Genomic DNA, 25,116 nt, shown 5'->3' on the forward strand with positions numbered 1-25,116 from the left:
GAACCCCTGCATCCCCCCAGAGTTCCGCAGGTTCCCCCAGACCTTCCGCTCCGGTGCGGACGGCGGCGGTAGAAAGTGTGGGTGGGCATCTGCCCAGACAGGTCTAAGGTCAGATCACTGCCTGGATAGATTCCAAGGTTGGATTACTTCTGACAGAACGGGAGGCCATCCTCATGCGCCTGTTCCTCCTCGCCGACCGCGGCTCCCGGACCCCTGCCCGAGCCGCGAGGCCCGGTGCCGTGCCCGGCTGCGGGCACCCTGTCGCCCCGCTCCTGGCGCCCGTTCCCGACGACCGCGCGGAACTCCCGGGCGGCTGACCGGGCCGGGCCGGACTGTCACTCATCGCCATCGTGCGCACCGCTCCGTCCTCCCACCCGGGGTGACGGGGGCGTGCGGACCAGTCCGCCCCTGTTTCTTCATCCGGTCCCGCGGCGCCCGTGGCACGCGCCCAGTGAGAACCGTGGGACCGGCACGAACCGCTCGTGCCGTCATGAGGGTAAGGCGCTTATGGAATTCCTATTGCTGGGCTCCCTGGTCATCCGGGCGGACGGGAAGGAGCTGACCGTGCCCGCCCCCAGGCAGCGGGTGGTCCTCGCCACGCTCCTGCTGAACGCGAACCGAGTGGTCCCGTTGGAAACCATCGCCGACCTGGTCTGGGACGGCACCCCGCCGCCGAGCGCCGCCGCCACGGTCCGCACCTACGTCATGAGGCTCCGTCAGGTCCTGGGCGCGACCGCCGGGGCGCGGATCATGACCCGCGCGCCCGGCTATCTGATCGAACTGGACGAGAACGAGAGCGACCTGGGGAGGTTCACCGCCCACCGGAGGGCGGCCGCCGCGCTGGCCGGGGCGGGCCGGACCGCGCAGGCCGCCGAGGAGCTCCGCCAGGCGCTCGACCTGTGGCGGCACCAGCCGCTGATGGACGTGGACTCCCGCACGCTCCACGACGTGGAGGTCGGCCATCTGCAGAGACTGCACCTCCAGACGCGCACCTGGCGGATGGACATGAACCTCGAACTGGGGCGCCACGCCGAGATCCTGCCCGAACTGTGGCGGCTGGTGAAGGAGTATCCGTTCCACGAGGGACTGGTCAGCCGCCTCATGCTGGCGCTGTTCCGCTCGGGCCAGCAGCAGGAGGCCCTCGGCCTGTTCCAGCGGACCCGGGCCGCGCTGATCGACCAGCTCGGCACCGAACCGGGCCCGGAGCTCAAGGCGACCCAGCAGGACATCCTGCGGGCCGGGGAGGAGTCACGGCCGCAGGGCTCCACCGGGGTACGCCAGGAGCTGTCCGACGGTCCCGGCCCCACCTGGCCGGGCTGGCCGACCCCCGCCCAACTGCCCCGGGGAACCGTCGACTTCACCGCCCGCGTCTCCGAGGCCGGCGAGGTGGGCCGGCTGCTGCGCGGCGAGGCCCCGACCGCCGGTCCCGCGCCGACGGTGGTGATCACCGGCGCCGGCGGGATCGGCAAGACGGCCCTGGCGCTGCACACGGCCCACCTGGTCCGCGGCGACTTCGACGACGGCCAGCTCTTCGTGGAGCTGGAAGGCAGCACCGGACGCCCCGTGGAGCCCGCCGAGAGCCTCACCCGGCTGCTCGCCGCCCTGGGGGTGCCCGACGGCGAGGTACCGGAGAGCATGGCCAACCGGATCGCCCTCTTCCGGTCACTGATCGCCCGTCGGCGGATGCTCATCGTGCTCGACGACGCGGAGAACACCGCACAGGTCCGCCCGCTCCTGCCCGGCAGCGGCGAGAGCCGGGTGATCGTCACCAGCCGCCACCGGCTCGACGACCTCGAAGGCGCGCACGGCGTGCCGCTCGGCGTACTCGACGAGGGCTCCTCGCTCGAACTGCTGGAACGGATCGTCGGCCACCGGCGCATCGCCGCCGAACCACAGGCCGCCTACCGGATCGCCGTCGCCTGCGCCGGTCTGCCGCTGGCCCTGCGCGTCGTGGGCTGCCGCCTGCTGGCCCGGCCGCGCCGCCGCCTCGGCGACCTGGCGGGCCGGCTGGCCGAGCCACGGCGGCTGCTGGACGAGCTACGCGTCGGCGACCTCGCGGTACGTACCGGCCTGGACGCCGCGTACGCCTCCCTGCACCACCGGTCCGTCCACGGTGTCGACCTCGCGGCGGCCTTCCGGAAACTCGGCGTCGGCAACGTGTCGTACATCCGCCGCGAGACCGTCGCGGTGCTGCTCGACTGCTCCGAGGAGAACGCCGAGGACGTACTCGACGCGCTGGTGGACGCGCACCTGCTGGTCGAGTACGACCACAACCGCTATCACCTGGACGCCCTGTCGCTGGTGTACGCCCGCGAACACGCCGACAAGGAGGGCCCCGAGTGGCGGGTGGAGACGCTGCGCTGCCTGCTCCAGACGTTTCTGCACACCCTCAGCGGGAACGGGCGGCCGTTCACCCCGGGGGACGGGCCGACGACGTACGTGCTGCGCCGGCACACCATGGAGTGGACGGACCACGACAGCGCGGGCGTCCGGGCGGCACTGGCCCAGGCGGAGGCCGTCGGCCCCGAGGCGGTCGGCCTCCGCCTGCTCGGCGAGCTACGCAGACGGCTGCCGTCCGCCGCCGCACCCCGGGCCGTGTCCGGCTGACCGCCGCCACCTCGGCGAGGGCCGCGCAGGGCCCGCCCGCTCACGCGTGACGCTGCGTCCGTTCCGAGCAGCGCGGGCGCGGCGACCTCCCGCGCACAGCGCGCATTCCGGTAGGGTCCGGTGCCACCTCCGCCCTCGTACCGCTCGTCGGTATCGGACCGACCCTCCGGGCCGCAGCAGGCCCGCGACGGCTGTCCGGCCGCCGGCCGAAAAGCGGTCAGCAGGGCCGGGGCCGCCCGGCTGACCGCCGCACACACCGACCAATCCACCGGGGCACCGGCTCCGAATCCAGGGGGGAATGTTCGGACGGTGGAGGAAGCCGCGTGAAAGAAGCCGTACAGATCGGTGGCCACGCCTCGGCGGGGCCCGATCTCCAGGAATTGCTGGTCCAGGTGGCCAGAGGCGACCAGGACGCCTTCTCCCGGGTGTACGACCAGGTCTGCGGGCCCGTCCTCGGGCTGGTGCGTTCCGTCCTGCGCGACCCGGCACAGTCGGAGGAGGTCGCGCAGGAGGTGCTGCTGGAGCTATGGCGTACCGCCACCCGCTTCCAGCCCAGCCGCGGCAGCGCTATGACCTGGGTGCTGACCCTCGCCCACCGGCGGGCAGTGGACCGGGTCCGCTCGGCCCAGGCGTCCAGCGACCGGGAACACCGGGCCGCGCTGCTGGACCGTACCCCGGCCTATGACGAGGTCACCGAACAGGTCGAGGCCGGCCTGGAGCGGGAACAGGTGCGCCGCTGTCTGCGGACGCTCACCGAACTCCAGCGCCAGTCCGTGAATCTGGCCTATTACCAGGGCCTCGCCCACCGGGAGGTGGCCGAACTGCTTTCGATCCCGCTGGGTACGGTCAAAACACGCCTGCGCGACGGACTGATCCGGCTGCGCGACTGCTTGGGGGTGGACGCATGACCGTCGCCGATCTGCATACGCTCACTGGCGCGTACGCGCTGCACGCTCTGGCACCGCGGGAGCGCGCCGAGTTCGAACGCCATCTGGACGTGTGCGAGGCATGCGTCCAAGAGGTGCGGGAGCTGGCCGCCACGGCCGCCAGACTCGGCCGTGCCGTGGCCGTGACCCCACCGCCGGACCTCAAGGAGCAGGTGCTCCGCCGTATCGCGACCGAGCGACAGGATCCGCCGAAGGCGGCGCCGTCGCCCCGTCCCGGCGGTGGCGCGGCACGCGGGCGCGCGCTGTCCCGCTTCGCGCTCGCGGCGTGCCTGGCCGCCGCAGTCGGCTTCGGCGGGGTCGCGGGCTGGCAGTACCAGGAGGCGCGTGACGCGCGTGGTCACACGCGGGCGGAACAGCAGCGGTCCGAGGAGCTGGCGACGGTGCTGGCCGCCCCGGACGCCAAGGCCGTCACCGGAAGGCTGACGGCCGACGCGACCGGCACGGTCGTGGTCTCACGGAGCCGGGGCAAGGCCGCGTTCATCGCGACCGGGATGCCGAAGCCACCCCGCGGCAAGGTGTATGAACTCTGGTACAACGACGGCGGCACGATGCGCGCCGCCGGGCTGCTGGACCTGTCCGGGGGCTCCGGCTCGGTACTGATGGACGGCTCCCTCGAAGGTGCCTCCGGCATGGGCATAACGGTCGAGCCGGCCGGTGGCTCGAAGCGGCCCACCTCCGATCCGCTGGCCTTGATGGACTTCCCGGCCGCCTGACAGGTGGGGAGGGCACCGGCCTTCCCCACCGGCTGCCCCGCCCCGGCCCGCCGCATGTTGGGCGGAGCGTTTCCGCGGGCGAGGGACGGCTTCATCGATGTCCGGCGCGACCTTCTCGGCGTACTTTTCCTTCGTTCGGGTTCACGACCAATCCGCCTGGCATCCCGCACCGAATGGCCGGTGTGAGCGAAGATCCGAAAGTGCCGGCAACCGAGGAGAGTCACCGTGGCCCGACGGCGCGTCTGGTGCGCGGCGCTCTGGCCGCGCTCAGCGGCCTGATCACGGGGTTCACCGCGCTGGCGGTCGCGGAGCTGGTGTCGGCGGCGGTACGGCCCGAATCGAGTCCCGTCACGGCGGTCGGCGGAGCGGCCATCGACCTGGCCCCGCCGGCCCTGAAGGACTTCGCCGTACGGAACTTCGGCACCCACGACAAGCTGGTGCTCCAGCTCGGCATCCTGGCCCTCCTCGCCGTCTTCGCCATGGCGGTCGGAGTAGTCGCGTTGCGCCACCGGTTGATCGGTTCCGCGGCGGTTCTGGTATTCGGCGCGATCGGGGCGGTGGCCGCGGTGAGCCGTCCCGACGGCGCTCTCCTCGACGCGATGCCCTCGGTGGTGGGCGCGTTGACGGCCGGGGCGGTGCTCCGCGTTCTGGTCACCCGGCTCACGCTCCGCCCTTCCCGGGCCGCCCCGGGCACGGACGGAGCCACAGCCCCCCGCACCGCCGCCGCGCGGAGCGGCTTCGACCGGCGCGGCTTCGTCATCGCCGCCACGACGGCGGTGACGGCATCGGCCGGAGCGGGTGTACTGGGACAACGGCTCAACGCGTCGGGGGCGGCCGGCGCCGTGGCCTCCCGCGCCGCTGTCGTGCTCCCCGCGCCTTCCTCACCGGCCCGTCCGGTACCGGCGGGCGCGGATCTCACGGTCCGGGGTCTGTCTTCCTTCACCACGTCCAACAAGGACTTCTACCGGGTGGACACGGCCCTGGTCGTGCCCAGAATCGATGCCACCACCTGGCGGCTGAAGATCCATGGCAAGGGTGTCTCCCGGCCGCTGACCCTGAGTTTCGACGATCTGCTCCGCAGGGAGCTGATCGAACGGGACATCACCTTGACCTGTGTGTCCAACGAGGTCGGCGGTCCGTATGTGGGCAACGCACGCTGGATCGGCGTCAGGCTGGCCGACCTGCTGCGCGAGGCGGGCGTCCGGCTGCCCTCGCGAGGCGGGCCCGCCGACCAGATCGTGGCCCGCTCCGTCGACGGCATGACCATCGGCTCACCGGTCGAGACGGTCATGGACGGCCGGGACGCCATGCTGGCGATGGGGATGAACGGGGAACCGCTCCCCTTCGACCACGGCTTCCCGGTACGGATGGTGGTCCCCGGCCTCTACGGCTATGTCTCCGCCTGCAAGTGGCTCCAGGACCTCGAACTCACCACGTTCGCCGACTACGACGCGTACTGGGTGAAGCGGAGCTGGTCCCAGCAGGCTCCCGTCAAGACCGAGTCGCGGATCGACACCCCGCGTCCGTTCGCCTCTCCCCAGGCGGGCACGGTTCCGGTCGCCGGGGTGGCCTGGGCACAGCAGCGGGGGATCGCCCGGGTCGAGGTACGGGTCGACGGCGGCCCCTGGCACACCGCGAAGCTCGGGGCCCAGGATACGAAGGACACCTGGCGCCAGTGGCTGTGGCACTGGCCTGCCACCAGCGGCAACCACACGCTGGAGGTCCGCGCCACCGACCAGGACGGCTACACCCAGACCGGCAGACGCGTCGGCACGGTGCCCAACGGCGCCACCGGCTGGCACTCGGTGGTGGTCACGGTGACCTGATGGGCGGTCACCACCCTCGTACCACCACGTCACCCCACCCCTCGGCACGGCACCGCCTTGCCCGAGATCCCGGATGAACCACCGCGTAAACCATTAAAACGTCCGTGGGCGGAACGCTCCGCGCACGACTTCCCAAGGAGATACGACATGAATGCCACCCGCTTCCAGCGCGCCGCCCTCGCCGCCCTCGGCGCTGTCGTCCTGCCGCTGGCCCTCACCGCCTGTTCCAGCGACAACAGCAAGGACACCAAGGGCAGCGGCGACTCGGCGACCGCCACCGAGCAGTCCGACACCAGCACGACGGACGGCGCGGCCGGCACGGGCGACAAGCCGTTCGGTACGGCGTGCGCGTCGGTACCGAAGAGCGGCGCGGGTTCGTTCGACGGCATGTCGAAGGACCCGGTCGCGACCGCCGCGTCCAACAACCCCGACTTGTCCACCCTGGTGACCGCGGTGAAGAAGGCCGGTCTGGTGGACACACTCAACAACGCGGAGAACATCACGGTGTTCGCGCCCACCAACGAGGCGTTCGCCAAGATCCCGAAGGCGGACCTGGACAAGGTGCTGGCCGACAAAGCCACGCTGACGAAGATCCTCACGTACCACGTCGTGGGCGAGAAGCTGGCCCCGAAGGCATTGGAGGACGGCACCTTCCCGACCCTGGAGAAGAGCACGCTCACCACCAAGGGTTCGGGTGAGTCCTACACCGTCAACGGCTCCGCCAAGGTCGTGTGCGGTAACGTCCCGACCGCCAACGCGACCGTCTACATCATCGACACCGTCCTGATGCCGAAGATGTGAGCCGACGGCACGCCCCCTCGTGAGGCATTCCCTGCTCCGGGTCGCCGACGGACGGCGCCCCGGAGCGCACGGCCCGTCGCGGGCCCGGACTCGGGCCGGGACACCGTAGGGATGGGCCGTCCCCCGGAAGCAGGGGAACGGCGGCGCTTTCGCCGACAGGGCGCGCTCCTGCCGGTTGGCCACGTATCGTCGTCAACCGGTTTCCGAGGGTGGTGCCAGCTCTGTCGGAGGGACCTTTCAGGGACGATCCGCCGGGTGGACGGGAAAGGCCGTGACAGAGCTGAAAGATGAGAAACCCCTGATCAGAGAGGGTTTCTCAACACTCGATGATGTTCACCGCGAGCCCGCCCCGGGCCGTCTCCTTGTACTTGACGGACATGTCGGCGCCGGTCTCCTTCATGGTCTTGATGACCTTGTCGAGGGAGACCTTGTGCGTGCCGTCGCCGCGCAGGGCCATCTTGGCGGCGGTGACGGCCTTGACCGCCGCCATGCCGTTGCGTTCGATGCAGGGGATCTGGACCAGACCGCCGACCGGGTCGCAGGTGAGGCCGAGGTTGTGCTCCATGCCGATCTCGGCGGCGTTCTCGACCTGTTCGGTGGAGCCGCCGAGGACTTCGGCGAGGGCGCCCGCCGCCATGGAGCAGGCGGAGCCGACCTCGCCCTGGCAGCCGACCTCGGCACCGGAGATGGAGGCGTTCTCCTTGAAGAGCATGCCGATGGCGCCCGCGGCGAGGAGGAAGCGGACGACGCTGTCGTCCTTCTCGGCCTCCGTGGCACCGCCCGCCGCGAAGTTCATGTAGTAGTGCAGGACGGCGGGGATGATGCCCGCCGCGCCGTTCGTCGGGGCGGTCACGACGCGGCCGCCCGCGGCGTTCTCCTCGTTGACGGCCATGGCGTAGAGGGTGATCCACTCCATGGCGTGGGTCTGCGGGTCGCCCTCGGCGCGGAGCTGGCGCGCGGAGTGGGCGGCGCGGCGGCGGACCTTGAGGCCGCCGGGGAGGATGCCCTCGCGGGCCATGCCGCGCGCGACACAGGCCTGCATGACGCGCCAGATGCCGAGGAGTCCGGCGCGGATCTCGTCCTCGGTGCGCCAGGTCTTCTCGTTCTCCAGCATGAGGGCGGAGATGGACAGTCCGGTGTCGGCGGAGAGCTTCAGCAGTTCGTCGCCGGTGCGGAAGGGGTATTTCAGGATGGTGTCGTCGAGCTTGATGCGGTCCTCGCCGACCGCGTCCTCGTCGACGACGAAGCCGCCGCCCACCGAGTAGTACGTCTTCTCCAACAGGAGGGCGCCCTCCGCGTCGTACGCGAGGACCGTCATGCCGTTGGCGTGGTACGGCAGGGCCTTGCGGCGGTGCAGGACCAGGTCGGTGTCGGGGTCGAAGGCGATCTCGTGCGCGCCGAGGACGTTCAGCCGGCCCTCGGCGCGGATCCGCTCCACCCGCGCGTCGGCGTTCTCCACGTCGACGGTACGGGGGGAGTCGCCCTCCAGGCCGAGCAGGACCGCCTTGGGGGTGCCGTGGCCGTGGCCGGTCGCGCCGAGGGATCCGTACAGCTCGGCCCGTACCGAGGAGACATGGGCGAGCAGGCCCTCGTTCTTGAGGCGTCGGGCGAACATCCGGGCGGCCCGCATGGGGCCGACCGTGTGGGAGCTGGACGGGCCGATGCCGATCGAGAACAGGTCGAAGACCGAGATGGCCACGGTGGGGGACTCCTTGAAGCTGGGTGGGTGGTACGGGGGGTACGGGGCCGGTGTCGCCCGGTGGGCGTGGTGGCCCCGTACCCCCGTGGGGTGAGCCGGTGGGCTACAGCGCCGGGTACAGCGGGTGCTTCGCGGCGAGCGCGGAGACCCGGGCCGCCAGCGCCTCGCGGTCGAACTCGGGCTTCAGCGCGGCCGCGATGACCTCCGCGACCTCGGCGAAGTCCTCGGCCGCGAAGCCGCGGGTGGCCAGCGCCGGGGTGCCGATCCGCAGGCCCGAGGTGACCATCGGGGGGCGCGGGTCGTTCGGGACGGCGTTGCGGTTGACCGTGATGCCGACCTCGTGGAGGCGGTCCTCGGCCTGCTGGCCGTCCAGCTCGGAGTCGCGCAGGTCGACCAGGACCAGGTGGACGTCCGTACCGCCGGAGAGCACGGAGACACCGGCCTCGGTCACGTCGCTCTGGACCAGGCGCTCGGCGAGGATCCGGGCGCCTTCCAGGGTGCGCTTCTGGCGGTCCTTGAACTCGTCGGTGGCCGCGACCTTGAAGGCGACCGCCTTGCCCGCGATGACGTGCTCCAGCGGGCCGCCCTGCTGGCCGGGGAAGACCGCGGAGTTGATCTTCTTCGCCAGTTCCTTGGTGGAGAGGATCACCCCGCCGCGCGGACCGCCGAGGGTCTTGTGCGTGGTCGTGGTCACGACATGCGCGTGCGGTACGGGGTTGGGGTGCAGCCCCGCGGCGACCAGACCGGCGAAGTGCGCCATGTCGACCATCAGGTACGCGCCGACCTCGTCCGCGATCCGGCGGAAGGCCGCGAAGTCGAGCTGGCGGGGGTAGGCCGACCAGCCGGCCACGATCAGCTTCGGACGGGACTCCTTGGCCAGCCGCTCGACCTCGGCCATGTCGACCTGGCCGGTGGCGTCGTCCACGTGGTACGCGACCACGTTGTAGAGCTTGCCGGAGAAGTTGATCTTCATGCCGTGGGTCAGGTGCCCGCCGTGGGCGAGGTTCAGACCCATGATCGTGTCGCCGGGGGAGAGCAGCGCGAACATCGCGGCCGCGTTCGCCTGGGCGCCCGAGTGCGGCTGGACGTTGGCGTGCTCGGCGCCGAAGAGCGCCTTCACCCGGTCGATGGCGATCTGCTCGATCACATCGACGTGCTCGCAGCCGCCGTAGTAGCGGCGGCCGGGGTAGCCCTCGGCGTACTTGTTGGTCAGCACGGAGCCCTGGGCCTCCATGACCGCGACCGGAGCGAAGTTCTCCGAGGCGATCATTTCGAGGGTGGACTGCTGACGGTGGAGCTCCGCGTCGACAGCGGCGGCGACGTCCGGGTCGAGCTCGTGGAGCGAGGCGTTCAGAAGCGGATTCGAAGACATCACAGTCCCTGGGGTGTCAGTTGCCGGAGCACGTCAGCTGCCGGAGAACTCTTTGTACTCGTCCGCGGAGAGCAGCCCGTCCGGCTCCTCCGCGACCCGTACCTTGAACAGCCAGCCGCCCGTGTACGGAGCGGAGTTCACCAGCGAGGGGTCGTCCACGACGTCCTGGTTCGTCTCGGTGACCTCGCCGGTCACCGGGGCGTACAGATCGCTGACGGACTTGGTGGACTCCAGCTCTCCGCAGGTCTCGCCCGCGGTCACCGTGTCACCCACCCCGGGAAGCTGGGCGAACACGACATCGCCGAGGGCGTTGGCCGCGTACTCCGTGATGCCGACCGTCGACACGCCGTCCTCGGCGGCCGTCAGCCACTCGTGCTCCTTGCTGTAGCGCAGCTGCTGGGGGTTGCTCATGACCTGGATTCTCCTGTACGCGGGGGTGTGGTGCGGAACTGTCGTCTTACGGATCGAGACGTTTTGGGCTGTGGGACCGGTCCGGATCACTTCTGGCGCTGGTAGAACGGCAGCGCCACGACCTCGTACGGCTCCTGGGAGCCCCGGATGTCCACGGTGACGCCCGCCGTGCCCGGCGCGGCGTGCGTGGCGTCGACGTACGCCATGGCGATCGGCCTGCCCAGCGTCGGCGAGGGGGCGCCCGAGGTGATCTCGCCCACGTCCCGGCCGTCCGCGAGCACCCGGTAACCGGCGCGCGGGACGCGGCGGCCCTCGGCGATCAGGCCGACCAGCTTGCGCGGCGGGGCGGTCGCGGCGCGCTCGGCCGCCACCGCCAGGGCCGTACGCCCGACGAAGTCGCCGCCGTTCGACGTCTTCCCGAACTTCACGACCCGGCCGAGCCCCGCGTCGAACGGGGTCAGGGCGGTGGACAGCTCGTTCCCGTACAGCGGCATGCCGGCTTCGAGGCGGAGCGTGTCGCGGCAGGACAGCCCGCACGGCATCAGGCCGACGTCCGCGCCCGCCCCGGTCAGCGCCTGCCAGAGCGGCTCCGCGTGGCGCGGCTCGACGAACAGCTCGAAGCCGTCCTCGCCGGTGTAGCCGGTGCGCGCGATCAGCGCGGGGACCCCGGCGACGGTGCCGGGCAGGCCCGCGTAGTACTTCAGCCCGTCGAGGTCCGCGTCGGTGAGGGACTTGAGGATGCCGGGGGACTCGGGGCCCTGGACGGCGAGCAGCGCGTACGCGTCGCGGTCGTCCCGTACCTCCGCGTCGAAGCCGTCGGCGCGCGCGGTCAGGGCGTCCAGCACGGTCTGCGCGTTGGAGGCGTTGGCGACGACCATGAAGGTGTCCGGGGCGAGCCGGTAGACGATCAGGTCGTCCAGGATGCCGCCGTCCTCGCGGCAGATCATGGTGTAGCGGGCCCGGCCCACGGCCACGGCGCCGAGATCGCCGACCAGCGCGTGGTCCAGGAGATCGGCGGCGGCCGGTCCCGACACGGTGAGCTCGCCCATGTGGGAGAGGTCGAAGAGCCCCGCGCGGGTACGGACGGCCCGGTGCTCGTCCCGCTCGCTGCCGTACCGCAGCGGCATGTCCCAACCCGCGAAGTCGGTCATGGTCGCGCCGAGCGCCCGGTGTACGGCGTCGAGCGCGGTCCGGCGGGCGGGCGCGGCGGGGCTATCGCTGAGGGGGGCATGGCTCATTGTGTGACTCCCAGGGCATGACAGAGAGGACGGTCCTCCCCATCTGTCATCGGAACCTGAGAGGTTCATCACGACCACACGTACTGAGGTCATGACTTGCACCTTGGGTGGAGCCGCCGAAACGCGGCCCGCTTTTCAGATATGCCTCATCCACGCGGTTCGGGGCCTGAGAGATTCAAGGGAGGAACTTGCTCCTTCGGCGCCCGGCGCACTGGGTGACCGGGACTCTCCCGCGCGGATTCAAACGGCCGGTATGCAGTTGACGCGCACATTGTCGCACGCATCGCCCCACCATGGGGTGGCCAGTGGACGACTCGCCCGCAGGGGCGAAGAGCTTGCGGGATATTACCTTCTCTTTACACTTCGTGGGCAAGGGTCGTGGACAACGGCGTGGAACAGGCCGGCCGGGCTGACAGAGCTGACAGGGGGACGGCGATGATGACGCAGGGCTTCGGGGCGTACGCGACGACCGCGGGAGTGCCCGTACAGCAAGGCGTGCCGCACGGCGCACAGCAGGACGCGACCGCCGGCGGAGCGGCGCCCCGCGCGACCGTGCCCACCGTCCGGGACCTGAGAGGGCGGGGCGGCGCGGGACCGGCCGGCCTGGTCTTCGCGGCGGGGGACGTCGTCGTCGTCTCCGGTCTGCCCGGCAGCGGCAAGTCCACCCTGATCCGGCGCGTCGCGAACGGCGGCGGGATCGACTCCCAGGACGCCAGGGACCGCTGGGCGCGCCGGATGCCGCCGGGGCTGCCGTACGCCGTCTACCGCCCGCTGGTCCGGCTCGCGCACTACGCCGGGCTCCGCCGCGTGCTCGCCTCCGGCGCGAGCACGGTCGTGCACGACTGCGGGACGCAGACCTGGGTACGGAGCTGGCTGGCCCGCGAGGCCCGCGCCCGGGGCCGGCTGCTCCACCTCGTCCTGCTGGACGTCGCGCCCGAGGTCGCGCGCCAGGGCCAGCGCGAACGCGGGCGCGGCGTCTCCGGATACGCCTTCGCCCGCCACCGCCGCGCGGTCGGCCGGCTCCTCGCCGAGGCCGAGGCGGGCCGCGCGCCCGCGGGCTGCGCCTCGGTGACCCTCCTGGACCGGGACACGGCCGACGCGCTCCGGGTGATCACCTTCCCCTGAGGCCGCCCGGCACATGAGGGGGGCACCGCGACGCTGCCCCCCTCATGTGCCGGCGGTCTAAGGTGCTGCCCCAGGGCCGAGGGCGGCGGAAGACAGCGAGTGGAAGCAGCGGTGACAACAGTGAATACGGCATGGCCGGGCAACGAACTCGAAGAGGTGCTCACCGCCTCGCACGGCGCCGTGGGCGCGGGCGGCCGGCTGATCGAGGTGCTCGGCCGCAGCGAGGTCTGGATCCCGCTGCCCAATGGCGGCGGACCCGACAGCCGCTCCCTCGATCTGCCGACGGTGGAGATCGGCGGCGCCGCGTACGTCCCGGTGTTCAGCTCGGCGCAGCAGTTCCGCCAGTGCGCCGGGGAGCACATGGCGTTCACGGTCGCCCCGGCCCGGGAGTTCGCCCGGGGCCTGCCCCCGCAGCTCGGGATCGCGGTCAACCCCGGCGGGGCGGTCGGCGCGCCGCTGCCGCCGCCCGCCGTCGCGGAGCTGTGCCGGACGGGCCGCACCCCGCTCGACGGCGCCGCGAGCGGCGGCCGGGTCCGGCTCTTCGAGCCGGACTGGCAGGACGACCCGGTCGACTTCCTCGCCGCCGCCGCGGCCGAGTTCGAGGCGTCCGGCGTGGTGCTCTCCGCCCGCCGCGCGCTCGCCAGCGTGGAGGGCGCGCCCCCGGTGCTCTTCGTCGGCGTACAGCTCTCCGCCTGGACGGCCGACCAGCAGGGTGTCCCGATGGACGCGCTCGGCCGGGCGCTCGGCCGGGTGCCCGTCGGCTGGCCGGTCAACCTCCTGCTGCTGGACCTGGCACAGGACCCGGTCGCCGACTGGCTGGCGGCCAAGGTGCGACCGTTCTACCAGCGCGGTTAGGACGGGGGTGGGGGGCCGGGGCCGTGTCGCGGGGGTACGGGCCGCGCGCGCGGGTACGAGTTGAGGAGAGCGGCCCCGGCCCGTCTGCGCGGTGGGCACACCTGGCGTCAAGTCTGTGTCAGTACGGCCGCCTAAGCTGGTTTGATGGCCGGGCCGTCGCACCGTGTGCCCGAGGGCGCCCGGGTGGGCCGGGCGAATGGTGGATCGAAGAGGGGCGGGACCCAGAGTGAGCGCGTCAGGCACCGCGGCGGCCGGACAGGTCGAGCACATGCTGCGCCAGGTGACGCCGGGACGGTACGACGCGTACGAGGCGCTCCTGCGGGCCCTGGCCGAGGAGAGCGTCTGGATGCTGCTCTGGCACGGCCGGTCGGGCTCGCCCGACGCCCAGTACGGCAACATGGAGATGGACGGCCTCGGCTACGCCCCCTGTGTCACCTCGGCCCAGGAGCTGGCCGCCAGCGGCTGGACCCGCGCCCACGAGGTGGTCACGGGCCGCGACATCGCCCGCGCCCTCTACCCCGACCGCTGGGGGATCTGGCTCAATCCGCACGCCCCCGGCGGCGGTGTCGGCATCCCCTGGCTCGATCTGCGCCGGATCGCCACCGGCCTCGACCGGATGCCCGCGGGACCGCTGCGCCTGTCGGAACCGGCCATCCAACTGCCCCAGTTCTACGCGTTGTTGACGCAGAACGCGCACCACACCCCGGCCGTCCGCGCGCTGCGCCGGGCCTGGGTGCAGCCGGCGCTCGGCGTCCCGTATCTCGCCATCGGCCTCGACCTGTACGACACGAGCCCGGCCTCCGTCGACTCCGTACGGGCGATGATGCGCCAGTCGGTCGCCGCCGTCCCGGACGGGCTCCCGGTCTCCACCGTTGCGATGTCCGACGAATACGACCCGGTAACAATGTGGCTGCGCGCCCATTCCCGCCCGTTCTACGACCGCGAGGCGCACGCGGCGCCCGGCTCCCCCGACCGGCCCGCCGGATACGGCTATCCGCCGCCGGCCTCCCGCGCGTACTGACACAGCGCCCGCCGGGGCCGTGACCGTGGCCGTATACGGCCGGGGAACGCGAAAGGTTCAGACCAAGGTACAGTCCGGGGCGGCCGGAAAGGCGCGCCCGTACGGAGGGCTGTCCCGGCGGATCGCGAACCGTATCGCTATGGTCAAATTTCGGTATAAAAGAGCGGGTTGAGCGCCCCGGCGGATCCGGTGCCCCGGTGGCCGTCGAGGTCCGCTGAGACGCGGGCGTTGTCCGTATAACGGCACCCCTTTCCTCGCATCACGGTTGGGCAACCATTGGCCGTGAAGGGTGGCGGGCGATCGCGGGTGGTTGAAGACTCCGTGCAGCACGGGCCCTCGGCACGCACTAGTGTGCGATGCGCTCAAAGAAGCAGTTCCCCCGAATCCGGGGGATCACCATGCATGTACGAAGTGAACGAGCCGCTGCAGCGGCGGTCATGGGCCGGCCACCGTCGGCCGAGAGGGGTCTCCAGCGCAATGACGGCACCTATCGAGACCACCGGGTCGGCGGCGCAAGCTCCGCCGGAAGCGGTCCTGGAGGGCGCCGGGGGCAAGCAGATCGAGGGTCGTTCGCTCGGCCGGATCGCGTGGACGCGTTTCAGACGGGACAAGGTCGCCATAGCGGGCGGCGTCGTCGTGATCCTGCTGGTCCTTGTCGCCGTACTGTCCAAGCCGATCCAGGCGGTCTTCGGGCTCGACCCCAACGCCTTCAACCAGGATCTCGTCGACCCCATTCTGCTGGCCCCCAAGGGTGGCTTCGGCGGCATCAGCTGGGACCACCTGCTGGGTGTCGAGCCGCAGACCGGGCGCGACATCCTGGCCCGCATCATCGAGGGCTCCTGGGTCTCGCTGGTCGTCGCGGCCGGCTCCACCCTGCTCTCCGTCGTCATCGGTGTCGTGATGGGCGTCGTGGCGGGCTTCTACGGCGGCTGGGTCGACAGTGCCATCAGCCGGCTGATGGACACGTTCCTGGCGTTCCCGCTCCTCCTGTTCGCCATCGCGATCTCGGCTTCGCTCCAGGGCAAGGCGTTCGGCCTGGAAGGGCTGTCGCTCCGTATCGCCGTACTGATCTTCGTCATCGGCTTCTTCAACTGGCCGTACATCGGACGCATCGTGCGGGCGCAGACGCTGAGCCTGCGCGAGCGGGAGTTCGTGGAGGCCGCGAGATCGCTCGGCGCCCGCGGCCCGTTCATCCTTTTCCGTGAGCTGCTGCCGAACCTGATCGCGCCGATCCTCGTGTACGCGACCCTGCTGATCCCCACCAACATCCTCTTCGAGGCGTCCCTCAGCTTCCTGGGTGTCGGTATCGCTCCGCCGCAGGCCTCCTGGGGAGGCATGCTGTCCACTGCGGTCGATCTGTACCAGGTCGACCCCATGTTCATGGTCATTCCCGGCATGGCGATCTTCATCACCGTGCTGGCCTTCAATCTGCTGGGGGACGGGCTGCGCGACGCACTCGACCCCCGTGGCAAGTAATCGCGGCCCCGCCGCACCGGTACCCGGTCCAATTCGAGGGGACTTTCCCAGGTGAACAGCAGAAAGACAGCATCGGCGATCGCCGTGACGCTGGCGGTGGCGCTGGGCGCGACCGCTTGCGCCAGCGGCGACAGTGGCAAGGACAACGGCGGCGGCAACGCGAAGGCCGACGCGGGCCTCAGCAGCATCGTCAACGCGAGCACGAAGAAGGGGGGGACGGTCACGTACGAGCACTCCAGTGGCCCCGACTCCCTGGACCCGGGCAACACGTACTACGGCTGGGTGCAGAATTTCTCGCGGCTCTACGCGCGTTCCCTGGTGACCTTCAAGCCGGCCGCCGGCAAGGAGGGCCTCCAGGTCGTCCCCGACCTGGCGACCTCGCTCGGCAAGGCCAGCCCGGACGCGAAGACCTGGACGTACACGCTCCGTAAGGGCATCACGTTCCAGGACGGCACCGAGATCACCTCGGCGGACGTCAAGTACGCCATCGAGCGCTCCAACTTCGCGCCCGAGGCCCTGTCCAACGGCCCGACCTACTTCAAGTCGTACCTGGAGGGCGGCGAGAAGTACAAGGGTCCGTACAAGGACAAGTCCAAGGACGGTCTCCAGTCCATCGAGACCCCGGACAAGTACACGATCACGTTCAAGCTGAACAAGCCGTTCGCGGACATGGACTACCTCGCGGCGTTCTCGCAGACGGCTCCGGTCCCGCAGAAGGCCGACACGGGCGCGGACTACGTCCAGAAGATAGTCTCGTCGGGCCCGTACCAGTTCTCCTCGTACAGCGAGAGCCGTGGCGCGACGCTCGTCCGCAACCCGGAGTGGGACCCGAAGACGGACCCGATCCGCAAGGCGCTGCCGGACAAGATCGAGCTGAAGTTCAACGTCAACGCGTCGACGATCGACGAGCACCTGCTCAACGACTCGATCACCGCTGACATCGGCGGCACCGGGCTCCAGTCCAAGACCCAGCCCAAGGTGCTCGTCAAGCCGTCCGAGAAGGCCAGGACGGACAACCCGTACGCGGGCGCGCTCCAGTACCTGGCGATCAACGTCAACGTGAAGCCGTTCGACAACATCGAATGCCGCAAGGCCGTGCAGTACGCGGTGGACAAGGCCGGCATGGTCGACTCCATCGGCGGTTCGGTCAAGGGCGAGCCCGCGACCACGGTGATCCCGCCGTCGGTGGCCGGTTACCAGAAGTTCGACCTGTACCCGACCGCGGGCAACAAGGGCGACGCGGCCAAGGCCGAGGAAGCCCTCACCGCGTGCAAGCAGCCGAAGGGCTTCAACACCGTGCTGACCGCGCGGTCCGACCGTCCTGACGAGGTCACCGCCGCCACCCAGCTCCAGGAGAGCCTGAAGAAGGTCGGCATCAACGCCGAGATCAAGACCTTCCCGGCCGACAAGTACTTCACGGACTTCGCCGGTTCGCCGAAGTGGGTGCACGACAACAAGGCCGGCCTCATGATGATGGCCTGGGGCGCCGACTGGCCGACCGGCTTCGGCTTCCTCGACCAGATCGTGAACGGCGCGGCGATCAAGCCGTCCGGTGGCACGAACCTGATGGAGCTGAACGACCCGAAGATCAACAAGGCGCTGACGGACGGCATCGGCACGGTCGACGCCACCGCCCGCGGCAAGAAGTGGGGCGAGGTCGACAAGCTGGTCATGGAGAACGCCTCCGTGGTCCCGCTGTTCTACCGCAAGAACCTGCTGTACCGCCCGGTGTCCGCGACCAACGTCACGGTGGCCGAGGCATACCTGGGCATGTACGACTACGCGCTCATGGGCTCGTCCAAGTAACGCGGGCCCTCCGTCCCAGGGCCTGTCGGTCCTTCGCGGGACCTGGAACACCCCTGACACCTCGTAACACCTGTACATCAAACAGCACCCCCCGAAAGGCAGGTGAAGGTGCCGGGTCGTACGGGCGCACCCCGCCCGTACGACCCGGCACCGCACGGCTGTGGCTGCGTACATCATCCGACGCGTCTTCGCCGCGGTGTTGCTGCTGCTGGTGGTCAGCGCAGTCACGTTCGCGATCTTCTTCCTGGTTCCCCGCCTCGGCGGGCAGACAACCGACTCGCTGGCCGCCCAGTACGTCGGCAAGGGCGCCGATCCGGCGTCCATCGCCGCCATCAAGGCGAACCTGGGGCTCGACCAGCCCCTGTATCTCCAGTACTGGCACTTCATCAAGGCCATCGTGGTCGGCGCCGAGTACAACTTCGGCCCCAACCCCTCGGTCTGCAACGCGCCGTGCTTCGGCTACTCGTTCAAGACGCATGTCGAGGTCTGGCCCGAGATAGTCCAGCGCGTCCCGGTCACCCTGTCGCTCGCCATCGGCGCGGCGGTCATCTGGGTCATCTCCGGCGTCTCGATCGGCGTGCTCTCCGCGCTCAAGCCCGGTTCGGTCTTCGACCGCGTCGCCATGGGCATCGCCCTGGCCGGCGTCTCGCTGCCGATGTTCTTCACCGGTCTGGTCTCCCTCGCCCTGTTCAGCTTCCACTGGACGATCTGGCCCGACCTCCAGTTCGTACCGTTCACCGAGAACCCCGGTGAATGGGCCTGGAACCTGGTCCTCCCCTGGTGCACGCTCGCCTTCCTGTACTCGGCGCTGTACGCGCGGCTCACCCGCGCGGGCATGCTGGAGACCATGGGCGAGGACTACATCAGAACGGCGCGGGCGAAGGGCCTGAAGGAGCGCAAGGTCGTCGTCAAACACGGTCTGCGCGCCGCGCTCACCCCGCTCGTCACCATCTTCGGCATGGACTTCGGGCTCCTGCTGGGCGGCGCCGTCATCACCGAGGGCGTCTTCTCCTTCCAGGGGCTGGGCCAGTACGCCATCCAGGGCGTGACCCGCAGCGACCTGCCCATCGTGATGGGCGTGACGCTGGTCGCCGCCTTCTTCATCGTTCTCTGCAATCTGCTGGTGGACCTCGTGTACGCCGCGATCGACCCCCGGGTGAGGCTCTCATGAGCGACGTGAGCAAGACGGACACGAACGCGGCAGAGGCTACGAACGGCGGTGCGGACGCGGCCGAGGGCGCCTCCACCGACGGTGGTTCGGCCACGGGCAAGAAGTTCCTGTCCGTACGGGACCTGCGCATCCACTTCGACACCGACGACGGCCTCGTGAAGTCCGTCGACGGCGTCAGCTTCGACCTCGAAGCGGGCAAGACCCTCGGCATCGTCGGCGAGTCCGGCTCCGGGAAGTCCGTGACCTCGCTGGGCATCATGGGGCTGCACAACTCCGAGCGGGCCCGGATCTCCGGTGAGATCTGGCTGGACGGCGAGGAACTGATCGGCGCCGGACCCGAGCGGGTCCGCCGGCTGCGCGGCCACAAGATGGCGATGATCTTCCAGGACCCGCTGTCGGCGCTGCACCCGTACTACAGCATCGGCGCGCAGATCGTGGAGGCGTACCGCGTCCACAACCCCGTCGACAAGAAGACGGCCAAGAAGCGCGCCATCGAGATGCTGGACCGGGTCGGGATCCCCGAGCCCGCCCGGCGCTACAACGACTACCCGCACCAGTTCTCCGGCGGTATGCGCCAGCGCGCGATGATCGCCATGTCCCTGGTCAACAACCCCGAGCTGCTGATCGCCGACGAGCCGACGACCGCCCTGGACGTGACCGTCCAGGCGCAGATCCTCGACCTCATCCGCGATCTCCAGAAGGAGTTCCACTCGGCGGTCGTCATCATCACCCACGACCTGGGCGTCGTCGCCGAGATCGCGGACGACCTGCTGGTGATGTACGCGGGACGCTGTATCGAGCGCGGCGCGGCGGAGAAGGTCTTCTACCAGCCGCAGCACCCCTACACCTGGGGCCTGCTGGGCTCGATGCCCCGTATCGACCGGGAGCAGACCGACCGGCTGGTACCCGTCAAGGGCACCCCGCCCAGCCTGATCAACGTCCCGTCCGGCTGCGCCTTCCACCCGCGCTGCCCGTACGCGGACGTTCCCAAGGACAACCTCACCCGCACCGAGCGTCCGAACCTGCTGGAGATCACCGACGGACACTTCTCCGCCTGCCACATGTCGAAGGCGGAGCGGGAAAAGATCTGGACCGAAGAGATTGCGCCGAAGCTGTGACTGACCCGAAGAAGCAGATCCCCGCGCAGGCGTCGGTGGCCCCGGACGGAGCCGAGCCGATCCTCAAGGTCACCAACCTGGTCAAGCACTTCCCGATCACCAAGGGCGTGCTGAAGCGCAAGGTCGGCGCGGTCCAGGCGGTCGACGGACTGTCCTTCGACGTACGCGCGGGGGAGACCCTGGGCGTCGTCGGCGAGTCGGGCTGCGGCAAGTCGACCATGGGCCGGCTGATCACCCGGCTGCTCGAACCGACCGGCGGGAAGGTCGAGTTCGAGGGCAAGGACATCACTCATCTGTCCACCGGGGCGCTGCGTCCGCTGCGCCGTGACATCCAGATGATCTTCCAGGACCCGTACGGCTCCCTGAACCCGCGCCACACCATCGGCGGGATCGTCTCCACGCCCTTCAAGCTCCAGGGCATCGTGCCCGAGGGCGGTGTGAAGAAGGAGGTGCAGCGGCTGCTGGAGCTGGTGGGCCTCAGCCCCGAGCACTACAACCGCTACCCGCACGAGTTCTCCGGCGGCCAGCGCCAGCGCATCGGCATCGCGCGCGCCCTGGCGCTCAACCCGAAGCTGGTCGTCGCCGACGAACCGGTCTCGGCGCTGGACGTCTCGATCCAGGCCCAGGTGGTGAACCTGCTGGACGACCTCCAGCAGGAGCTGGGCCTGACGTACGTGATCATCGCGCACGACCTCTCGGTCATCCGCCATGTCTCGGACCGGATCGCGGTCATGTACCTCGGCAAGATCGTCGAGCTGGCCGACCGGAAGGCGCTGTACGAGACCCCGGCGCACCCGTACACCAAGGCGCTGCTCTCGGCCGTACCGGTGCCCGACCCGAGCAGGCGCGGCGGCAAGAGCGACCGGATCCTGCTCAAGGGCGACGTGCCGTCCCCGATCTCGCCGCCGAGCGGATGCAGGTTCCACACCCGGTGCTGGAAGGCGACGGACGTCTGCAGGACGACCGACCCGCCGCTCCTCCAGATCGCCCCGGGCCACCAGACGGCCTGCCACCACCCGGAGACGGTGACGGTGGAGGCGGGGCCGCGCGAGACGGTCGAGCTGGCGTCACCGGCCGAAAGCCCGGAGCCGGCCGTGGCCGCGGACTCCGCCGTGGCCGCGGACTCCGCCGTGTCCGCGGACTCCGAGGTCGCGGACTCCGAGGCCGCCGGTTCCGCGGACGCCGACAACAAGTAGTCCGTGCTCGATCGCCGGACGGGCCCTCCAGCCCGTCCGGCGATCGAGGACAGATCGGGTGTGCCGCGCCGAACAGGCACAATGTGCCGGTGTTCCATGACCTCTTCACGCCCTCCGTCCAGCACGCGCTCGACCTCGTAGGGATCTTCGTCTTCGCGATCTCCGGCGCCCTGCTCGCCGTACGCAAGAACTTCGACGTCTTCGGCATGGCCGTGCTGGCCGAGATCACCGCGCTGGGCGGCGGGCTGCTCCGGGATCTGGTCATCGGGGCGGTGCCCCCGGCCGCGTTCACGGATCTCGGGTACTTCTCCATGCCGCTCGTGGCGACCGCGCTGGTGTTCTTCCTCCACCCCCAGGTCGAGCGCATCCAGGGCGCGGTCAACGTCTTCGACGCCGCCGGGCTCGGCCTCTTCTGTGTGACGGGCACCACCAAGGCGTACGAACACGGCCTCGGGCTGACCTCCTCGACCGTGCTCGGGCTCGCGACGGCGGTCGGCGGGGGCGTGCTGCGGGACGTACTCGCCAACGAGGTGCCCTCGCTGCTGCGCTGGGACCGTGATCTGTACGCCGTCCCCGCCCTGGTCGGCGCCTCGATGGTGGCGATCTTCATCCGCTTCGACGCGCTGAACGGGGCGACCAGCACCCTCGCCGTCCTGACCGCGTTCGCGCTGCGGCTGCTCGCGATGCGCTACCACTGGCGGGCGCCGCGCGCCTGGAACCGGCGGTCGGACGCCGTCGAGAACGATTAGGGCTGTCCGGTCCGCGGTCCGGAGGGAAGCCTAAGCTACCGCTTAGTAAATCGTGTTGTACGTTGTTTCCATGGCGTTCTCCCCGACCCCGACCCCGACCCCGACCCCGGCCTCCATCGGCGACAGCGCGTTCGACCGCGCGACCGCCGTCTCCCCACGTGAACCCGGCGTCCACGACATCCGGCTCGCCCCGGACTGGACGATCATGGGCGTCTCCAACGGCGGTTATCTGCTGGCGATCCTCGGCCGCGCCCTCGCCGACACCCTGCCGCACCCCGACCCGTTCGCCGTCTCCGCCCACTACCTCGTGCCGTCGGTCCCCGGCCCCGCCGTGGTGCGTACCGAGACGGTACGGACCGGCCGCACCCTCTCCACCGGTCAGGCGTCGCTCCTCCAGACCGGCGAGGACGGCCGCGAGGTGGAGCGGATCCGGGTCCTCGCCTCGTACGGAGACCTGGCCGCGCTGCCCGAGGACGTACGGACCGCCGCCAAACCGCCCGAGCTGCCGCCCATCGAGCGCTGCGTCGGCGCGTCCGAACTGCCCCTGCCGCCCGGGGACTTCTCGATGCTCGGCCACCTCGCGATCCGGCTGGACCCGGCGACGGTGGGCTGGGCGCTCGGCACGCCCTCCGGGCGGGGCGAGACGCGCGCCTGGTTCGCGCTGGAGGACGGCCGCGACGCCGATCCGCTCGCGCTGCTGCTGGCGGTGGACGCGCTGCCGCCCACCTGCTTCGACCTCGGGCTCCTGGGCTGGGCCCCGACCGTCGAACTGACCGTCCACGTCCGCGCGCGTCCGGCCCCGGGGCCGCTGCGGGTCGGCATCGTCACCCGTAACCTGGCGGGCGGCTTCCTGGAGGAGGACGCCGAGATCTGGGACAGCGCGGACCGGCTGGTGGCCCAGTCCCGGCAGCTGGCGCGGGTCCCGCGCGCCTGACTCGCGCGCGTCTTCGCGCCCGTCTTCGCGCGCGGAAACCGTTCGGTGGCGGTCCGGCGGTGTGACCGCCGTACCGCGCTCGTAGAATCGTCTCCACCATGGCATACCTCGACCACGCCGCGACCACTCCGATGCTGCCGGAGGCGATCGAGGCGATGACCGCCCAGTTCGCCCTCACCGGCAACGCCTCCTCGCTCCACGCCGCCGGGCGCCGGGCCCGCCGTACCGTCGAGGAGGCCCGCGAGACGCTCGCGGAGGCCCTCGGCGCGCGGCCCAGCGAGGTGGTCTTCACCTCCGGCGGCACCGAGGCCGACAACCTCGCGGTCAAGGGCCTGTACTGGTCCCGCCGCGCCGCCGATCCGGCCAGGACCAGGGTGCTGGCCAGCCCCGTCGAGCACCACGCCGTCCTCGACGCCGTCGACTGGCTCGGCGAGCACGAGGGCGCGACCGTCGAGTACCTGCCGGTCGACCGCTACGGCCGGGTCCTGCCCGACGGGCTGCGCGAGGCGATCGAGCGGAACCCGGACGATGTCGCCCTCGCCACCGTCATGTGGGCCAACAACGAGATCGGCACCATCCTGCCGGTCCGCGAACTCGCCGCCGTCTCAGCCGAGTTCGGCATCCCGCTGCACTCCGACGCCGTCCAGGCGTTCGGCCAGACCGAGCTGGACTTCGGCTCCTCCGGGCTCGCGGCGATGACCGTCTCCGCTCACAAGATCGGCGGCCCGTACGGCATCGGCGCGCTGCTCCTGGGCCGGGAACACACCCCCGTACCGGTGCTGCACGGCGGCGGCCAGGAGCGCCAGCGCTCGGGGACCCTCGACGTCCCCGCCGTCGCCGCCTTCGCCGTCGCGGGCGACCTCGCCGCCGAGCGCCGCGAGGTCTTCGCCCACGAGGTCGGCGCGTTGCGGGACCGGCTGGTGAAGGCCGTACGGGACGCGGTCCCCGACGCGGTCCTCGGCGGCGACCCCGACCACCGCCTCCCCGCCAACGCGCACTTCAGCTTCCCCGGCTGCGAGGGCGACTCGCTGCTCCTGCTGCTCGACGCCCAGGGCATCGAGTGCTCGACCGGCTCGGCCTGTACGGCCGGGGTGGCCCAGCCCAGCCATGTCCTGCTCGCCACCGGAGCCGACCCGGACCTCGCCCGGGGCACCCTGCGCTTCTCCCTCGGCCACACCTCGACGGAGGCGGACGTCGAGGCGGTCGCGGAGGCGATCGGCCCGGCGGTCCACCGCGCCAGGAACGCGGGCCTCAGCTAGGCCGCGGCGCAGACATCGGCCAGGGCCGCGGGCCTCAGCTGAGGCGCGGGCGCGGGCGCGCCGCGCCGCGCGCCGTCGCCCCGGCCGCCTTCGCCCGTACCAACTCCTCCTGTACGAGCGGGAGGTAGCGGTCCCAGTCCCAGTGCGGCCCCGGGTCCGTGTGGTCCGTGCCGGGGATCTCCACATGGCCGATGATGTGCGTGCGGTCCACGGGGAGGTCGTACCGCTTGCATATGTCGGCCGTCAGCCGGGCCGAGGAGCGGTACATCGCGTCGGTGAAGGACTCGGGCTTGTCCACGAACCCTTCGTGCTCGATACCGATCGACCGCTGGTTGTAGTCGCGGTTGCCCGCGTGGTACGCCACGTCCAGCTCGCGGATCATCTGGGCGATACGGCCGTCCTTGCCCACGACGTAGTGCGTGGCCGCGCCGTGGCCGGGGTCCTTGAAGACCTTGAGCGCCACCTGATAGCTGCCCTGGACGACATGGATCACCACCCGGTCGACCCGGAAGTCGTCCGGCCGGTCGGCCATCCGCCAGTTCGCCGTCGAGGCGGCCGTCCACTCCGCGCCGACGTGATCCAGCTCACCTTCCTTGCGCGGCTTGCGGACCCCGGGGACCTGCCACCAGAGGCGGGCCAGCTCGTCCCGTGCCAGCACGCCCCCGCCGACCACCGCCGCCGCGCCACCGGCCAGCAGCGCCCTGCGGCCCAGCCGCCCGCCCGACGGCGCACGGCGTCTGCCGCCCCCGGTGGATCCGGCGCCCGACGTGCTCTGTAATTTCTCGCCCATAC

At 70.8% G+C, this 25,116-nt stretch carries 21 protein-coding genes and 1 riboswitch; of the genes, 16 read left to right on the forward strand and 5 right to left on the reverse strand.

What is annotated here, in order from left to right; genetic code table 11:
- Window positions 1-507: 507 nt before the first annotated feature.
- The 5 genes from ACIP8W_RS00805 to ACIP8W_RS00825 all read left to right on the forward strand — a co-directional run bounded on the left by ACIP8W_RS00805 (window position 508) and on the right by ACIP8W_RS00825 (window position 6,894).
- Window positions 508-2,607 carry a BTAD domain-containing putative transcriptional regulator gene (locus ACIP8W_RS00805; protein ID WP_401954053.1) on the forward strand — a complete coding sequence of 700 codons (2,100 nt, stop codon included), beginning with the start codon at window positions 508-510 and terminating at the stop codon, window positions 2,605-2,607.
- A gap of 323 nt (window positions 2,608-2,930) precedes the next feature.
- Complete coding sequence (locus ACIP8W_RS00810; RefSeq protein WP_401954051.1) at window positions 2,931-3,515, forward strand: sigma-70 family RNA polymerase sigma factor; 585 nt, start codon at window positions 2,931-2,933, stop codon at window positions 3,513-3,515.
- Complete coding sequence (locus tag ACIP8W_RS00815; RefSeq protein ID WP_401954049.1) at window positions 3,512-4,267, forward strand: anti-sigma factor domain-containing protein; 756 nt, start codon at window positions 3,512-3,514, stop codon at window positions 4,265-4,267. Before ACIP8W_RS00810 ends, ACIP8W_RS00815 begins: the two co-directional genes overlap by 4 nt.
- A gap of 245 nt (window positions 4,268-4,512) precedes the next feature.
- Window positions 4,513-6,093 (forward strand): molybdopterin-dependent oxidoreductase, encoded by a 1,581-nt coding sequence (locus ACIP8W_RS00820; RefSeq protein WP_402201609.1) that lies wholly within the window; start codon window positions 4,513-4,515, stop codon window positions 6,091-6,093.
- A 147-nt stretch (window positions 6,094-6,240) separates the two neighbouring features.
- Window positions 6,241-6,894, forward strand: a complete 654-nt coding sequence (locus ACIP8W_RS00825) for a fasciclin domain-containing protein (protein WP_401954046.1) — start codon at window positions 6,241-6,243, stop codon at window positions 6,892-6,894.
- Window positions 6,895-7,210: 316 nt separating this feature from the next.
- Here the strand turns inward: ACIP8W_RS00825 and ACIP8W_RS00830 are convergent, their stop codons facing one another.
- From ACIP8W_RS00830 to gcvT, 4 genes are all read right to left on the reverse strand, one after another.
- Complete coding sequence (locus tag ACIP8W_RS00830; RefSeq protein WP_401954038.1) at window positions 7,211-8,593, reverse strand: L-serine ammonia-lyase; 1,383 nt, start codon at window positions 8,591-8,593, stop codon at window positions 7,211-7,213.
- Between the two features lie 103 nt (window positions 8,594-8,696).
- Window positions 8,697-9,965 (reverse strand): serine hydroxymethyltransferase, encoded by a 1,269-nt coding sequence (gene glyA, locus ACIP8W_RS00835; RefSeq protein ID WP_401954035.1) that lies wholly within the window; start codon window positions 9,963-9,965, stop codon window positions 8,697-8,699.
- Between the two features lie 33 nt (window positions 9,966-9,998).
- Window positions 9,999-10,376 carry a glycine cleavage system protein GcvH gene (gene gcvH, locus ACIP8W_RS00840; protein WP_401954033.1) on the reverse strand — a complete coding sequence of 126 codons (378 nt, stop codon included), beginning with the start codon at window positions 10,374-10,376 and terminating at the stop codon, window positions 9,999-10,001.
- An 86-nt stretch (window positions 10,377-10,462) separates the two neighbouring features.
- Window positions 10,463-11,614, reverse strand: a complete 1,152-nt coding sequence (gene gcvT, locus ACIP8W_RS00845; protein ID WP_401954030.1) for a glycine cleavage system aminomethyltransferase GcvT — start codon at window positions 11,612-11,614, stop codon at window positions 10,463-10,465.
- Window positions 11,615-11,759: 145 nt separating this feature from the next.
- Window positions 11,760-11,857: riboswitch (glycine riboswitch) on the reverse strand.
- 192 nt (window positions 11,858-12,049) lie between these two features.
- On the opposite strand from gcvT, the gene ACIP8W_RS00850 reads away from it, so the two are divergent.
- The 11 genes from ACIP8W_RS00850 to ACIP8W_RS00900 all read left to right on the forward strand — a co-directional run bounded on the left by ACIP8W_RS00850 (window position 12,050) and on the right by ACIP8W_RS00900 (window position 24,324).
- Window positions 12,050-12,739, forward strand: coding sequence for an AAA family ATPase (locus ACIP8W_RS00850; RefSeq protein ID WP_402201518.1), 690 nt, complete (start codon window positions 12,050-12,052; stop codon window positions 12,737-12,739).
- Window positions 12,740-12,859: 120 nt separating this feature from the next.
- Window positions 12,860-13,594, forward strand: coding sequence for an enhanced serine sensitivity protein SseB (locus ACIP8W_RS00855; RefSeq protein WP_402201610.1), 735 nt, complete (start codon window positions 12,860-12,862; stop codon window positions 13,592-13,594).
- A gap of 226 nt (window positions 13,595-13,820) precedes the next feature.
- Window positions 13,821-14,615, forward strand: coding sequence for an enhanced serine sensitivity protein SseB C-terminal domain-containing protein (locus ACIP8W_RS00860; protein ID WP_401954025.1), 795 nt, complete (start codon window positions 13,821-13,823; stop codon window positions 14,613-14,615).
- Between the two features lie 477 nt (window positions 14,616-15,092).
- On the forward strand, window positions 15,093-16,091 hold the full coding sequence (locus ACIP8W_RS00865; protein ID WP_401954022.1) for an ABC transporter permease: 999 nt from the start codon (window positions 15,093-15,095) through the stop codon (window positions 16,089-16,091).
- A gap of 51 nt (window positions 16,092-16,142) precedes the next feature.
- A complete protein-coding gene (locus tag ACIP8W_RS00870) occupies window positions 16,143-17,897 on the forward strand; it encodes an ABC transporter substrate-binding protein (protein ID WP_401954020.1) in 1,755 nt (584 codons plus the stop codon).
- A gap of 160 nt (window positions 17,898-18,057) precedes the next feature.
- Window positions 18,058-19,068, forward strand: a complete 1,011-nt coding sequence (locus tag ACIP8W_RS00875; protein WP_401954017.1) for an ABC transporter permease — start codon at window positions 18,058-18,060, stop codon at window positions 19,066-19,068.
- Window positions 19,065-20,186, forward strand: a complete 1,122-nt coding sequence (locus ACIP8W_RS00880) for an ABC transporter ATP-binding protein (protein ID WP_401954015.1) — start codon at window positions 19,065-19,067, stop codon at window positions 20,184-20,186. Before ACIP8W_RS00875 ends, ACIP8W_RS00880 begins: the two co-directional genes overlap by 4 nt.
- Complete coding sequence (locus tag ACIP8W_RS00885) at window positions 20,183-21,382, forward strand: ABC transporter ATP-binding protein (protein WP_402201521.1); 1,200 nt, start codon at window positions 20,183-20,185, stop codon at window positions 21,380-21,382. Before ACIP8W_RS00880 ends, ACIP8W_RS00885 begins: the two co-directional genes overlap by 4 nt.
- An 89-nt stretch (window positions 21,383-21,471) precedes the next feature.
- Window positions 21,472-22,131, forward strand: coding sequence for a trimeric intracellular cation channel family protein (locus ACIP8W_RS00890; RefSeq protein ID WP_401954010.1), 660 nt, complete (start codon window positions 21,472-21,474; stop codon window positions 22,129-22,131).
- A gap of 70 nt (window positions 22,132-22,201) precedes the next feature.
- The gene (locus tag ACIP8W_RS00895; RefSeq protein WP_402201523.1) at window positions 22,202-23,065 is read left to right on the forward strand and encodes a thioesterase family protein; all 864 of its coding nucleotides are present in this window, start codon (window positions 22,202-22,204) and stop codon (window positions 23,063-23,065) included.
- 98 nt (window positions 23,066-23,163) lie between these two features.
- A complete protein-coding gene (locus tag ACIP8W_RS00900; protein ID WP_401954005.1) occupies window positions 23,164-24,324 on the forward strand; it encodes a cysteine desulfurase family protein in 1,161 nt (386 codons plus the stop codon).
- A gap of 34 nt (window positions 24,325-24,358) precedes the next feature.
- On the opposite strand, the gene ACIP8W_RS00905 is transcribed toward ACIP8W_RS00900, so the two are convergent.
- Entirely contained in the window at window positions 24,359-25,114 is a 756-nt protein-coding gene (locus ACIP8W_RS00905) for an N-acetylmuramoyl-L-alanine amidase (RefSeq protein WP_402201611.1), read from the reverse strand.
- Between the last annotated feature and the right edge of the window lie 2 nt (window positions 25,115-25,116).

The sequence above is a fragment of the Streptomyces sp. NPDC088554 genome (assembly GCF_044752945.1).
Classification (GTDB): domain Bacteria; phylum Actinomycetota; class Actinomycetes; order Streptomycetales; family Streptomycetaceae; genus Streptomyces.